The sequence below is a fragment of the Methylophilus sp. VKM B-3414 genome (genome assembly GCF_032248435.1).
Classification (GTDB): Bacteria; Pseudomonadota; Gammaproteobacteria; order Burkholderiales; family Methylophilaceae; genus Methylophilus; species Methylophilus glucosoxydans.
Genome location: NZ_JAVTLI010000013.1, coordinates 19,706 through 32,929, shown reverse-complemented (window position 1 = coordinate 32,929; position 13,224 = coordinate 19,706). Strand labels below are relative to the sequence as shown.

The 13,224-nt window shown below is 50.8% G+C and carries 10 protein-coding genes and 1 pseudogene; 4 read left to right on the top strand and 7 right to left on the bottom strand.

Annotation, left to right across the window (positions count from 1 at the left end; genetic code table 11):
• Positions 1-151: 151 nt before the first annotated feature.
• Positions 152-466 (top strand): annotated as a pseudogene (locus Q9292_RS12915) (transposase); the annotation flags it as partial.
• A gap of 122 nt (positions 467-588) precedes the next feature.
• Positions 589-1,281: a PEP-CTERM sorting domain-containing protein gene (locus Q9292_RS12910; protein ID WP_313988755.1), complete on the top strand. Its 693-nt coding sequence runs from the start codon at positions 589-591 to the stop codon at positions 1,279-1,281.
• Between the two features lie 471 nt (positions 1,282-1,752).
• Here Q9292_RS12910 and Q9292_RS12905 read toward each other — a convergent pair whose 3' ends face one another.
• Together Q9292_RS12905 and Q9292_RS12900 are read right to left on the bottom strand one after the other, a co-directional pair.
• Positions 1,753-1,932 (bottom strand): tautomerase family protein, encoded by a 180-nt coding sequence (locus Q9292_RS12905; RefSeq protein ID WP_018985002.1) that lies wholly within the window; start codon positions 1,930-1,932, stop codon positions 1,753-1,755.
• Positions 1,933-1,971: 39 nt separating this feature from the next.
• Complete coding sequence (locus tag Q9292_RS12900; protein ID WP_313988752.1) at positions 1,972-2,703, bottom strand: cation diffusion facilitator family transporter; 732 nt, start codon at positions 2,701-2,703, stop codon at positions 1,972-1,974.
• A gap of 106 nt (positions 2,704-2,809) precedes the next feature.
• Here Q9292_RS12900 and Q9292_RS12895 point away from each other — a divergent pair, with 106 nt between their 5' ends.
• On the top strand, positions 2,810-3,646 hold the full coding sequence (locus tag Q9292_RS12895; protein WP_313988750.1) for a 23S rRNA (adenine(2030)-N(6))-methyltransferase RlmJ: 837 nt from the start codon (positions 2,810-2,812) through the stop codon (positions 3,644-3,646).
• A gap of 60 nt (positions 3,647-3,706) precedes the next feature.
• Here the strand turns inward: Q9292_RS12895 and Q9292_RS12890 are convergent, their stop codons facing one another.
• Positions 3,707-4,822, bottom strand: coding sequence for a DUF2914 domain-containing protein (locus tag Q9292_RS12890; RefSeq protein ID WP_313988747.1), 1,116 nt, complete (start codon positions 4,820-4,822; stop codon positions 3,707-3,709).
• Positions 4,823-5,055: 233 nt separating this feature from the next.
• On the opposite strand from Q9292_RS12890, the gene Q9292_RS12885 reads away from it, so the two are divergent.
• Positions 5,056-7,248: an ATP-binding protein gene (locus Q9292_RS12885; protein ID WP_313988744.1), complete on the top strand. Its 2,193-nt coding sequence runs from the start codon at positions 5,056-5,058 to the stop codon at positions 7,246-7,248.
• Between the two features lie 41 nt (positions 7,249-7,289).
• Here the strand turns inward: Q9292_RS12885 and Q9292_RS12880 are convergent, their stop codons facing one another.
• The 4 genes from Q9292_RS12880 to Q9292_RS12865 form a co-directional block, all read right to left on the bottom strand.
• On the bottom strand, positions 7,290-8,273 hold the full coding sequence (locus Q9292_RS12880) for a crotonase/enoyl-CoA hydratase family protein (RefSeq protein WP_275354872.1): 984 nt from the start codon (positions 8,271-8,273) through the stop codon (positions 7,290-7,292).
• Positions 8,274-8,514: 241 nt separating this feature from the next.
• Complete coding sequence (acnB, locus tag Q9292_RS12875) at positions 8,515-11,094, bottom strand: bifunctional aconitate hydratase 2/2-methylisocitrate dehydratase (protein WP_313988740.1); 2,580 nt, start codon at positions 11,092-11,094, stop codon at positions 8,515-8,517.
• A gap of 205 nt (positions 11,095-11,299) precedes the next feature.
• On the bottom strand, positions 11,300-11,632 hold the full coding sequence (locus Q9292_RS12870) for a hypothetical protein (RefSeq protein ID WP_379077940.1): 333 nt from the start codon (positions 11,630-11,632) through the stop codon (positions 11,300-11,302).
• A gap of 78 nt (positions 11,633-11,710) precedes the next feature.
• Positions 11,711-13,216, bottom strand: a complete 1,506-nt coding sequence (locus tag Q9292_RS12865; RefSeq protein WP_313988737.1) for a fumarate hydratase — start codon at positions 13,214-13,216, stop codon at positions 11,711-11,713.
• Positions 13,217-13,224: the final 8 nt, after the last annotated feature.

Genomic DNA, 13,224 nt, shown 5'->3' with positions numbered 1-13,224 from the left:
AGTTTTAAGCCATTCAACAACGTAAATGCACAATTTATTTTCAATGTGCATAAATTTTGGTTTCAGGTTAAAAGTGAATTACAAGCGCCAAGCTAAAAAGTATTAAATTTTAATAAACGTTTTTGCTCTGGCCCCAAATGTCAGAGTAGAAATGACCGTATCCCCCCCCAACGACCTGATTGATGGATTGTTGGCGAACTATAAAAAGCCCGAAAATTTAATTGGTGAGAATGGATTGCTCAAACAGATAACCCAAGCCTTAATTGAACGCGCCCTTTAAGCAGAGATGGTCGAACACCTTAGCCACGATAAGCATGAGCCAGTCAAAGAATGCCACTGACAACACCCGTAATGGTAAAAGCCGCAAAAGCCTCAAAGGTGATTTTGGCGAATTGCCTACAAAATCCCCGGAGACCACGCAGGTAGCTTCGAGCCACAACTGATTCCGAAACATCAAACGCGCTATAAATGGCGGCCCATCTTTGAGCCGATTAAAGCACAATAGTCATATCATCCGATTTACAAGTAAATGTAAGATTGCTAGACTCATGAATAAGAATAATTAACTAAAATTTTGAGAGGTTAAAAATGTTAAGAATAATAACAATAGCTTTCCTGCTATTTTCCTTTAGTGTTAATGCAACTGTTTTATGGGACTTTAGTCCAGAAAGTACCGACGGAAAATTATATGGTCCTGATCAATACAACATCTACAATTCATCTTGGTCAAATAATTTTTATAGTCAGCACTACGAACAAATAAATTTCACTAATGACGTTTCTTTGACCGGAGTAGATCTTTACTATTCTCGTTTTGCTTTTATTCCGATTATCGTAGACGGAGATTGGTCGCCATATAAAACTAATTTAATTATTCGTGAGGATCTGAGCGGAACCCCAGGAGAGATCATTGTTTCTGAGAAAGTGCAGTTAACTGGAACAAAGGGACTTGAGAGTGATTTATATGCTTATGTTGAAGCAAAGGGGACAATTATTCGTCCCGTGACGCTCGAAGCTAACAAAAATTACTGGATTTCATTTTATGGGATTCCAACATTAGGAATTATGGATGCTCCTTATGGAAATAATTCTCATAAAGTACTTATCACCGCCTACCCAGATAATCCTTTTGCGCAGTTTAATGGTTACACGACCGTCCAGAGCGACTTAGCCTTTAGACTGTATGGAAATGCTATTTCAGTACCAGTCCCAGAACCGGGTACTTACGCGTTGTTGGTTCTAGGATTGGGTTTACTAAGTTTTACTGCAAGGCGCACATGACAATAGTTTGAATCACAAATACTAAACGAGCCCTGTTTTATGCAGGGCTTTTTCATTTAAATTGGAATAAAAAATCCAAGTCACTACCGTTGAGTCTCATCATGGAATGTGCTCATCTAAGAATAGAATCTGGTACTGATGATTCGTTCTTGTCAGGCCGATGATGGAATGAGGTCTTTGTGCGCGGCTATTATCCTGGCCCGCGTAACCAACACTGATCCGCATCAAGGCCAGAGGCAGTTTAACCCTTTTAAGATATTGAAAACTAGCAGGATGATTGGTGTGATGCTGGGAATATGAAATACAAACAAAAAACACCCGAATTCTCGAGTGTTCAGGTGGGTTTCGCTTGACATCAAGGGGAAGTCCCTCTAGAGATTGGTTAGGCAATTTTTTATAGCCTTATATTTCATAAATTCCACAAACGCAACGTGATTAAAATCTTTCGGTTTTCGTTTCGCTTGCATTGACCTACCCTAAAAGCTCCCCACCAATCGCCCAATCCTCATACTCGACCTCTTCAAACACGATATACGTGTAATTCGCTGGCTTGTGGGCGTGCTTTTGCAATGTTTCAGTAATCTCTTTGGCAATTTGTTTTTTCTGCTCTTTGGTGACTGAGCCTGCTAGTTTCACATTGACATAAGGCATATTGACGCTCCTTCTGTGGTTGGTTAAATGATCTTTAAACTAGTGGTGATGTCCTGCGCCGCCGCGGAGAATATCGCGGATGAGGTTGAGCGTGACCACCAGCAGCAGTACTGAAATCAGGATAGACAAGATGGGGTCTATGTTCATCCAGCCGGTAAAGTAGATAACTGCGCCTGCGACCACAGCAGTGACTGAGCCGAGCAAGTCGCCCAACACATGCAAAAAGGCGGCGCGGTGGTTTAAGTTTGCATCGGCACCATGATGCTCGTGTTGATGATGCATATGTTTGGCAACAACGACGTTAACCAGTAAACCGACCAGGGCAATAATGCTGACATAGCCGCCTGCGACTGGCCGCGGATTTTGCAGACGCTCGATGGCTTCGTACACAATCCAGCCGGTGACTAGCAGCATGGAGACGGCGTTGATCATGGAGACGCGGCGCTCGGTTTGCTTGGAGGCTGGATGTCCGCTGCGTGCCTGCTGTGCTGCCCACATCGCGAGGCCAAGGGCCAGCACATCAAACAGCATGTGCCAGGCGTCGCTGAGCAAGGCTAGAGATTGTGTCCACCAGCCGCCGATAAACTCGACCACGGTAAAGATGGAAATGGCGAGAAATGGTAGCGAGAACGGGTTGCCGTGTTCGTGATCATCATGGCTATGCGCATGTTCATGATTGTGATCATGACCGTGATGATCTGCGTGATCGTGACCATAAGGGCAGCGACCAGATGAGTGAGAGTGTTCGTGAGTTGTATGGCTAGGTTTCATGATGGCATGCTAATGCAAATTAGCTGCTTTTCACAATAGCTTATCCGACATAAAACAGTCTCTTTTGAAAAATCTGGGATAATGCTGGCTTGTAGAGAAAATCATCATGTTAAGTTACAGACACGCCTTTCATGCTGGCAATCATGCCGACGTTTTAAAACACTGGATATTCAGCCTGGTGCTGGATTATTTTAACCAGAAAGATAAGCCTTACTGGGTGGTTGATACCCATGCCGGCGCTGGGCTGTATCGTCTGGATAGCAGCGTGGCAAATAAAACGGCGGAATACGTGGATGGCATTTTGCGTTTGCAGCAAAGCCAGGCGCCTGAGCCGTTTCAAATCTATCTGGAGGCTATTGCTGCAGCAAATAAAGATCAGCAGATGCTTTACCCGGGCTCACCTTGGCTGGCCAGCCACCTAATCAACCCGGTGGATAAATTACGCTTGTTTGAGCTACACCCGGCCGATGCGGCTTTGCTGGAACAGCAATTTGCATCACAAAAACGGCAAATCGCGATTCAGCAAAAAGACGGCTTTGAGGGCATCAAGGCTTGCCTGCCGCCACCGACCAAACGTGGCATCGTGCTGATTGATCCGCCTTATGAAGTCAAAGATGATTACTCACGCGTGGTGGATTGCATTAAAGACAGTCTGAAGCGCTTTGCCACAGGCACTTATTTAATCTGGTACCCGCGCTTGCAACGCCCAGAACCGCAGCAAATGATAGACAAGCTGCGCCGTCTGGACACCGACTTTTTGCATGTGACGCTGGATGTAGAACAACCTTCAGCCGATGGCTTTGGCATGTATGGCAGTGGCATGTGGGTGATTAACCCGCCGTGGACCTTGCGGCAATCGGTAGAGCCGCACCTGCCGTGGCTGGCACAAGTGTTAGCGCAAGATGCAGGCGCGCAGGCCAGTTGCGAAGGCAAACAGCGCTAGACTGGACTTGATTCAACTAGTCTTGATTAGGCGAGCTGAAATGGGCAAACAGCCATGCCACTAATAGCGGATACGGATGCGTTTATGCGTATCCCTGCCCTGCCCAAGCGTGACGGTGAATTGATGGCTGGCGATGGTTTGCTGGTTGCCAGTCTGGATACGCACCCGCCACTCGCCTGGCGTGAGATTGGTTTTATAGGTATAGCCGCGATAACCGCTGTCACGTCCGCCAGTCAATGAAAACCCCGGGGTAGAGACACTCACCCACTGGTCACCCTGTTTCTTCTGCCAATCATGCAGCAGATGGGTTTTGAGGCCTTGTGGCGCAAAAATGGCAGAAAAGCATACCAGCCGCTGACCGGGCTGCAAGTAAAAATGGTCGGTATCCACCCGCCAAAACTGCCACCAGGGCGACTTTTCCACCGTCATCCAGTAGCCTTGTGGTGACTTTTCCAGATCGTAGGCTACCACCACGGCTTGCTTGACCAACGGCACAGGCGGAATCATGTCTTGCCGGTAAGCCAGCATGAGTAACCCGGCAATTGCCCACACCGGCCAGATTCTGCCTCTGTGATGCGGCGCGCGCTGGTAAAGCACATAAGTGATGGTCGCCCCGAGCAAGGTACTTAGGTAAAACCAAGCCGCATGCACGCTGCCAAACAAAAAGGGAAAGGCAAAGTTACACCACAGGATGGAGCAGAGGCCGAACATGCTCCAGCACAAGCTCAGGCGCCGGTATTCACTCTCAAGAAACTCGTTGGCGACCAGCAACGCGCCCAACACCAGGGTAATAATCCAGGCCACGCCCTCGCTGGAGCTTTTGAAGTACAGAATAAACAGAGCGCTTAACAGGCTGCCAAACAAAAATTGTAATACCCAGTATGGCCAATCGTGTACTGGCCAGCGCGTGACTTTGTGCTGTACCCATTGGAAGCTCAACAGCCGCTCGCCCAGCCGCCGGATGGAAGAAGAAGGTTCGGCCAACTGGTACATGAGAATAGCGGCCACCAGCAAATACAAGGCAAAAATGATCATGTCGGACATCGCGACTTTTTTGCCTATGGTAATCGCGTCCCAGACAAAGCCGCCGATAAAAAACACGATCGGCAGCGCCATGCGGCTACGGGCGAGCCAACGTGACCATCTTGAAAGGGCTGGCGCTTGATCAGTCATCATTCATTACACTTTCCACATCTGTCATCAGGCAGCGTTTTGTATCAGGGCGGTATTTTGCGCATGCGCTGCACGAAACACAATCTTATTTTGCGCGTTTGAAAAGTAAACTTACTTTGATAATCAAACCTTGCCTGTTAAACTTTAAGTTATCTTAAGAAAAAGCCGTTAACTATCAATAAAGTTAAGTTTTTCTCTCACTAATCATTGGCTAATACCCTGATATCCCATCAAACATGCGAACCCTAGTAAAGCAGTTGGTGTACAAAGTAAGCGAGATCAAATCTGTCAGTTATGAAACTGAGCAGGCACTGATCCGTGTGCTTTTTGTCAGCATGATCACGCTTTACTTGCTGATTAATCGCAGCAGCTATGAACCCGTATTGTTGTGTCTGATTTATCTGGGCTTTGGTTTTCTGATGTTGTATAACATCTTGCGCAACCCGGCCAAAAACGAAAAACGGCAATGGACCGCCATGGTGATGGACATCACCGCCACCTCGCTAGAGCAAATGATCTCGGGGGCGATGGCCGGCGTATTTATCGGCATTTATCTGTGGCTGATTATTGGCTATGGCTTGCGTTATGGCACCAAGTTTTTCAAAGGCTGCTATATGCTAAGCCTGGTGGGCTTTAGTCTAACCTTGTATTTAAACCCTTATTGGATAGAACACCAGCATCTGGCTTATGGCTTTTTGCTGACGCTGTTACTGATTCCACCGCATGCCCTACGGTTGCTGGTGAGCCTGGAAAAAGCCACCAAAGAGGCTGACCAGGCCAGCGAGGCAAAGACAAACTTTCTGTCGAATATCAGCCATGAGATGCGCACACCGCTCAATGGCATTATTGGCGCCAGTGAACTGCTGGCACAGACCAAGCTTGACCGCAAACAAGCCGAATTCTTGAATATGGTTGGAGCCTCAGCCAGCAGCCTGAAAAAGCTCATCAATGACGTGCTCGATATCAGCAAGATTGAAAAAGGTAAAGTCGATCTCGAAGAGATTGCTTTTTACCTGCCAGACTTGATCAACCGCTTGCACCTCGTGTTTCAACTTGAAGTGGAACGGAAGCAACTCTGGTTGAAGTTCAATCTCGCCAATGAAGCGGAACGGCACTTTTCTGGCAGCATGCATCATCTGGAGCAGATATTGACTAATTTGATCGCCAACGCGATTAAATTCACGCAGCACGGTGGCGTCGAGATCACGGTCAGTGTCCAGGAACAGTATGCCAACCGCAGCCTGTTATGTTTCCGCATCCAGGATAGCGGCATCGGCATCAAGGCAGAAGCCTTGCCTTTTATTTTTGACAGCTTCACCCAGGCCGATAGCAGCATCACCCGGCGTTATGGCGGCACGGGCTTGGGTACGACGATTGCCAAGCAACTGGTTGAGGTCATGGGTGGCAGCATTAGCGTGAGCAGCAAGGAAAATGTAGGCACAGTGTTTGAGGTCAGCTTGCCACTGACCCACGCAATCGCGCCCAGTGTTGACCGGAGCACCGAAATCAACCTGGATAACGCCTCCAATGTGGTGCCATTAAGTAGCCACACCCGATTCCGCAAAAAAATCCGTGTGCTGATTGCAGATGATAATGTAGTCAACCGGATGATCCTGAATGAGACCCTGCAAAGAATGCACTGTGTGGTGAAATCCGTGGACAACGGTGATGCCGCGCTTGATATGCTGGAGCAGCATCAGTTTGACCTGATGATCCTGGATTACAACATGCCGGAAATGAATGGCCTGGAAGTGTTCAGGATCTATCATGCCTTGCCGGGCAGTCAGCCTATCCGTACCGTGATCCTCACCGCCGATGCCACCAAAGCCACACAGGATCGCTGTTTGCGCGCCGGGGTCTATCAGGTATTGACCAAGCCAGTGGTGTCGCGCCAGATTCAAACTTTGGTGGAAGCCATTACAAGCACGCTTGACACGCAAGCAGGCGCAGAGGCGCTTGCCGTCACCACAGCCGCTTCGAAAAAACGTGGCAAAGCGCAATCGCCAGCAGATGCGCATCCCTCGGCAATGGCAGAAAGTATCCCGACCATTGCACCGATGACCGAGCCGCTGCTGGATCAGGACCGTATGGCGCACTTGCTCAAGCTCGGTGGCAGCGAGGCGTTTTTAAACAAACTTATCCGCGAGTTTATCGAGACAACAGATGACCTGGTCCGCGACTTAGGCAAGCAATGCATGGACCTCAACTTTGCGCAAGTTCATACACTGGCGCACAGCCTGGCTGGGGAATCCGCCAACATGGGTCTGATTCCATTGAGCAAGCACAGTCGTCGCCTGCTGGGCTTAAACATGAAGGATGCCTCGACCATTTCCCTGCTATATCAGGCAGTTGCAGACTGCTACGAAGAAACCCGTGGCCAGCTCATGCAACAGCGAGACAAGCTTTCATCCAAGCGGTCAAAAAAATAGCTAGTGCAAGCGCCAGGCATCCCCAAATATCAAGCACACGCTTACTGGTTCACAACGCGGTCATGCACGAAGAACGCCTCACTTTCAGTAGACGGTGTCAGCACAGCTTCTCTCTGCTGATCTGCAGGCACTGGCTGAAATAAGCGTGACTGCGCACGATAAAAACGGTCCATCACTTTCAAGTCGCGCTCACTGAGTTGCAAGGCATTTTCAACCCAAAGCTGCACAATTGCCGTCAATTCATCATAGCTTAACGGATGAATTTTTTCCTTGGCTTTTTGTGCGGATAAAAACCCTGCGGCGTGTTTATTGTTTTTATCGATAAAGGTGCGTACGGCCTGCTCGCCTTCCCCTTGCTCGACCACCATATCGATCAACCCCATTTGCAGGCACTCTTCCGCGCTATAGCGCTCGCACCCCAAAATCATCTTGTCAGCCACTGCCATGCCTGCTTTGCGTGCAATCAGGCTGTAAGCCCCCATGCCTGGAATCATATTGAAGAATAGCTCGGGAAAGCAAAACACAGCCTGTCGCTCTGCAATCAACACATCACTGGTTAAAGCCGCTTCTATGCCTGCCCCCAACACCTCACCTTGCAGCAGTGAAATTTTGGTGACATTGGCCAGTTGAAAGCGGAAAGCGCGTTGTGCCACCACGTCTATACTGAGTCTGGCATAGGCCTCCAGTTGCGCCCGGTCCTGTTGGCGGATGGCAGCAGCCATCTTTTGCAGATCGCCACCCATATTAAAATAGCCGGGCGTGGCAGAGGCAAATACCGAATAGCGGATCGGCAATGACGCCCCGTTCGCGGTCTCAACATAACCGCCACTGCGTTCGATATCATGGTGGTGCGCATGCAAGTCCAGCAACAAGGCGTGATTGATGCACGGAATCCGTTGCGGCTGAGAAAGATAAGTCCACAATGCCTGCGATTTTTCATCATAACGGCAGTACACCTGGCCGTAATCATGAGCAAGCAAGCGTTGTTGAGGGAGGTAAGGCAGTGTTTGTTCGCACGATTTCATGGGTTTCTCCTTGGATATTGGCAACCTGTTAAACCAATGAATGGCTGTGCTAGCCGCAGCCATCATTGCTTACAGCCAATACATCATAATCAAAACAGATCACCTGCGAATATCGCCGTTACCGCTTTTACAGTTGCAAGCAAATGTGCGGCTGGAAAAACAACAGCAGAAAACAAAATAACGATGCTGATAAAAAACAAAGGGGGCTTGCGCCCCCTTGTTGTACTTGAAGATTAAGCCCTTATGCCGTTTCTTTGATCGGAATAATCTTTTTACTGTTTTCCAGAGAGGCGGCATACTGCGTCATCTGATTGAAGTTGAGATATTTGTATATCTCGGCAGTATTGGTCAGCTTGCTGCCCAAGGTGTCCATATATTCCTGCATGGTCGGCATGCGTCCCAGCTTGGCGCACACCGCCGCCAGCTCGGCAGAGCCCAGATAGACGCGAGCATCCTTGCCCATACGGTTATCAAAGTTACGGGTAGAGGTCGAGAACACGGTGGCCTTGTCCGCCACGCGCGCCTGGTTACCCATGCAAAGCGAGCAGCCTGGCACTTCGGTACGGGCCCCTGCCACCCCAAAGGTGGAATAAACCCCCTCGGCACGCAGTTGTGCTTCGTCCATGCGGGTCGGTGGGGCAATCCACAAGCGGGTTGGGATGCCACCTGCACCTTCAAGCACCTTGCCCGCAGCACGGTAATGGCCGATATTGGTCATGCAGCTACCAATAAACACCTCATCAATCTTGTCCCCCACCACTGCTGACAAGGGTTTGATGTCATCCGGGTCATTCGGGCAGGCCACCAATGGCTCTTTGATTTCGTTAAGATCAATCTCAATCACATGGGCGTACTCGGCATCACTGTCAGGCTGCAACAGCTCCGGTTTTTCCAGCCAGGCCTTCATGCTGGCAATCCGGCGCTCCAGCGTGCGTGCGTCGGCATACCCGTTTTCGATCATGTTCTGCATCAGCACGATATTGGAATTGAGGAATTCGATCACCGGCTCTTTGTTCAGCAGCACCGTGCAACCGTTGGCAGAGCGCTCTGCCGAGGCATCGGCCAATTCAAACGCTTGCTCGACCTTGAGATCAGGCAAGCCTTCAATTTCAAGCACGCGGCCGTTAAATACGTTTTTCTTGCCTTGCTTGCCGACGGTCAAGGTTCCTTCCTGAATGGCCGCATAAGGAATCGCGTTCACCAGGTCACGCAAAGTGATGCCTGGTTGCATTTCACCTTTAAAGCGCACCAAGACCGACTCAGGCATATCCAGTGGCATCGCCCCGGTTGCTGCGGCAAACGCCACCAGACCAGACCCGGCCGGGAAGCTGATACCTATTGGGAAACGGGTATGCGAATCACCGCCCGTACCCACGGTATCCGGCAGAATCATGCGGTTGAGCCAGGAGTGGATCACGCCATCGCCAGCGCGCAGGCTGACACCGCCACGGCTGGACATAAACTCTGGCAGCTCGTGCTGCAACTTGATATCAACCGGCTTTGGATAGGCCGCGGTATGGCAGAAGCTCTGCATGACCAGATCGGCGCTAAAGCCCAGACAGGCCAGCTCTTTGAGCTCATCACGCGTCATGCCGCCTGTCGTATCCTGAGAGCCGACGGTGGTGGCTTTAGGTTCGCAATAGGTGCCTGGTCGCACACCCATGCCTTCAGGCAGGCCACACGCACGGCCCACCATTTTTTGCGCCAGCGTATAGCCTTTGCCAGTATCTTTGGCAGGCACCGCTTTAATAAAGAGATCAGTCTCACCCAAGCCCAGCGCTTTGCGGGCATTTGAAGTCAGGCCGCGGCCAATAATCAGCGGAATGCGGCCACCGGCGCGCACTTCATCCGCCAGGGTAACCGGGTTCATTTCAAATGTGGCCAGAACCTCGCCCGCTTCAGACAACACTTTGCCTTCAAACGGCTTAATGACAATCACATCACCCGTATTCAGTTTGGAGACATCACATTGAATCGGCAAGGCACCAGAGTCTTCAGCCGTATTAAAGAAGATAGGCGCAATCTTGCTGCCAATCACCACGCCACCCGTGCGCTTGTTCGGGATAAACGGAATATCGTCGCCCATCCACCATTGCACTGAGTTGATGGCAGATTTGCGTGAAGAACCTGTCCCGACCACATCGCCTACATAAGCCAATGGCAGGCCTTTTTGCTTCAGGTCCTCAATCACCTTGAGGCCATCAGACATACGGTTGACCAGCATCGCCTTGGCGTGTAACGGGATATCGGGACGGCTCCAGGCATCTTGCGCCGGGCTCAGGTCATCGGTGTTGGTTTCACCATCCAGCTTGAACACCACCACTTTGATCTCATCTTTGAGCGCTGGCTTGCTGGTAAACCATTGTGCCTCTGCCCAGGCTTGCATCAATGTTTTGGCATGCGTGTTACCGGCCTTCATTTTGGCATCCACATCATGGAAGGCATCAAACATGAGGATGGTCGTGGACAAGGCCTTCACGGCATGCGCCGCCATGGGCGTATCCAGTAAAGCCACCAGTGCCTGCACGTTATAGCCACCCAGCATGGTCCCCAGCAGCTCAACGGCTTTTTCAGCGCTGATCAAGGGTGAGCTGGCCTTGCCATTGGCAATATCGGCCAAAAAGGCCGCTTTGACGTACGCCGCCTGGTCTACACCGGCCGGAATGCGGTTTTCAAGCAGATGCACCAGCAAGGCTTCCTGCCCGGCTGGAGGAGACTTGAGTAACTCAACCAGGGCGGCCACTTGCTCAGCGTTCAGGGGTAAGGGAGGAAGGTTTTGCGCAGCGCGCTCTTTTACGTGGGTGTCGTATGCTTCTAACATGATGTGTAGGCTCTATTTAATAAATCAAACTTGGGCAATAAAACGAAAATCGGGGAATGGGCCGGTATTAACCACTGGCCGCGAGGCATTCTTTTGATTTGATTATAATGCACTCCCTCCGCCAGAATGTTAACTGCTTGTAACATTCTGGCAATTGATCAAAATGACAGCCGTTGTCAGCATCAAAACAACACTGCGAACGCTGTCAGCGTGTACTGTCTCCGTAAAGTTGCTTGGCAAACGGGGTACTGCAGCTTTTGCCAGCAGCAGAGGACTCCCATTTATCGAGCAGCTCTTTCTGATAGCCCTTGCCATGTTGCTTTTCCAGGTAGGCACGTACCTCAAACACATCGGCAAAACCATTATGGTCGGTGTCCATTAACGCCACCTGGTCTTCCAGACTCGGTCCGGCATATTTGCCAGTGCTATCCGTAAAATACTCTAGGGCAGACTCTGCGTGCGCTTGCACAGTCAACATCATCAGCGCAACGGCGCAACACATGCTGACACCTGTATTTGCTTTTAATCCTTTTATCATACTTACCCCCATTCTGACGCTTAGTAGTATGACGTAGTGTTTAGCAAATCGTGCGCATGTTCTGTGATGGAAAGCACATTAAACCGCTTTGAGCGCAATCTTCTTGCGCCAGAGGGCTGGGCCGCTCTTGTGCGCAGAATCGCCATCGGCACTCACTGCCACCGTCACCGGCATGTTTTCCACTTCAAACTCATAGATGGCCTCCATGCCTAAATCTTCAAATGCCAGCACGCGCGCATGTTTGATGGCCTTGCTGACCAGGTAAGCCGCACCACCAACCGCCATCAGGTAGACCGACTTGTGTCTGGCAATCTCAGTCAGCGCTTCGTCACCGCGTTCAGCTTTACCGATGGAGCCAAGCAATCCGGTGTTCAGCATCATGTCGGTATAGCTATCCATCCGAGTGGCGGTGGTCGGGCCAGCGGGGCCTACCGCCTCATCGCGCACGGCATCGACCGGGCCAACGTAGTAGATAAACTTGTTGGTGAAATCCACCGGCAAGGGCTCACCTTTGGCCAGCATGGTTTGAATCCGTTTATGCGCGGCATCACGACCGGTCAGAATCTTGCCGGTCAGCAACAGCGTGTCGCCGGTTTTCCAGCGCTGGGTTTCTTCGCGCGTCACCGTCTCCAGATTCACGCGCTTGGCTTGCGGACTAGGTGCCCAATGCACATCCGGGTAAACCTCAGGGCTGGGCGGAGTCAGCACCGCCACCCCTGAGCCATCCAGCGTGAAGTGCACATGTCTGGTGGCGGCACAGTTGGGGATAATCGCCACCGGCAAACTGGCTGCATGGGTGGGGTAATCGAGAATTTTCACATCGAGTACCGTGGTTAAGCCACCCAGACCCTGTGCGCCTATGCCTAAGCGATTGACCTTCTCATACAACTCCAGCCGCAACTCTTCAATGCGGTTTTGCGCACCTCGTGCCTGCAACGCCTGAATATCGATCGGGGCCATCAATGATTCTTTCGCCAACAACATGGCTTTTTCGGCGCTGCCGCCTATGCCTATGCCCAGCATGCCTGGCGGACACCAACCTGCGCCCATTTCCGGCACCACTTCGAGCACCCAATCGACAATGCTTTCATTCGGGTTCAGCATCGCCAGTTTGGACTTGTTCTCGGAGCCGCCCCCCTTGGCTGCCACCTGCACGTCGACCTTATCCCCTGCGACCATTTCCACGTGGGTAATCGCTGGCGTATTGTCTTTGGTGTTTTTGCGTGTCCCGGCCGGATCGTTGACGATGGAAGCGCGCAGCGTATTGTCAGGATGCAGATAGGCGCGGCGTACGCCTTCATTAACCATGGCTTCCAGCGTCATGTCGCCTTCAAACCTGGCATGCATGCCAACCTTGATAAAGGCCACCACGATGCCGGTATCCTGGCATAACGGACGCTTGCCTTCGGCGCACATGCGTGAGTTGGTCAAAATCTGGGCAATCGCATCCTTGGCTGCCACCGATTCCTCGCGTTCATAAGCCGCCGCCAGGGCCCGGATATAGTCTTCCGGATGATAGTAGGAGATATATTGCAAGGCATCTGCAATGCTTTCAATAAAGTCTTTGGTTTTAATCAGGGCCATGTTCTAGA